Annotated in this window: 1 protein-coding gene; it reads right to left on the bottom strand. The window is 66.4% G+C overall.

Annotation, left to right across the window (positions count from 1 at the left end; all coding sequences use genetic code 11):
- A partial coding sequence (locus Vqi01_RS30375) for an EamA family transporter (protein ID WP_204038562.1) occupies positions 1 to 594 on the bottom strand: 594 nt, incomplete at its 3' end.
- Between the last annotated feature and the right edge of the window lie 224 nt (positions 595 to 818).

The following is an 818-nucleotide window of genomic DNA, read 5'->3' as shown; positions in this document are numbered from 1 at the left end:
TAGGCCGACGGCGAACCGCAACGTGGTGACGTGCACAAAGGACAGCTCATGACTGACCATTCGTCCCAGCACAGTTCCAGCGGCCCACAGCAGGGCCGCGCCGACCGCGAGCGCCGCCGCGCTCGCGCCGCCGATGGTCACACCGAATGGATCAGGGAAGGCCAGCAGCCACGCCCCGACCAACGCCGGCAGCGCGAACAAGGGAAACCGCCGGGTGACGCGCTCGCCGAGCAGGGCGGCAGCCAGCACGAGGGCGAGTAACGGCTGCAATTTTTGCAGCACCTGCGGCGTGATCGGATCACCTAGCCGGAAAGCCGCAGTGAACAGTGCGGTAGCCAGCGCCGATGATCCCGCACCAATGACCAGCACACCCACCTTGGTACGCCGACTACACCGGCCGAGGGAACGCAGCGCGGGGATCAGCCAGGGCGAGACGAGAAGCACGAGGACGATGTGCTCGACGAGGACGACACTCAACACCGGCAGTTGCCGGGAAAGGGGTTCTCGCAGCAGGCTGGAGAAACCCCAGAAACTGGCGGCGACGGCGACGAGCCAGGTGCGGTCGCCACTACGACCGGTGGCAGGGTGGGACATCGCGCATCTCTTTCTACAAGTGTGCGGGCAACACGATGGCCCGCCGGACACATCGGTTCGTCGCCATCAGAGTTTGAGTAATCCACGAGCGGGCGACCGCTCCCACGCTTTCATCTTCAACGAGGCCAGTTGTGCCACGGTGTCCACGACGCGGCGCAGCCCGGAGCCGGTCACCGACAGGTCGTGGAAGCCGGCGGCGGTGAACTTCCACCGCGAGCCGCAGC

Origin of the sequence: Micromonospora qiuiae (genome assembly GCF_016863555.1) — a bacterium.
Lineage (GTDB): Bacteria > Actinomycetota > Actinomycetes > Mycobacteriales > Micromonosporaceae > Micromonospora > Micromonospora qiuiae.
This window is presented reverse-complemented; position numbering and strand designations above follow the sequence as displayed.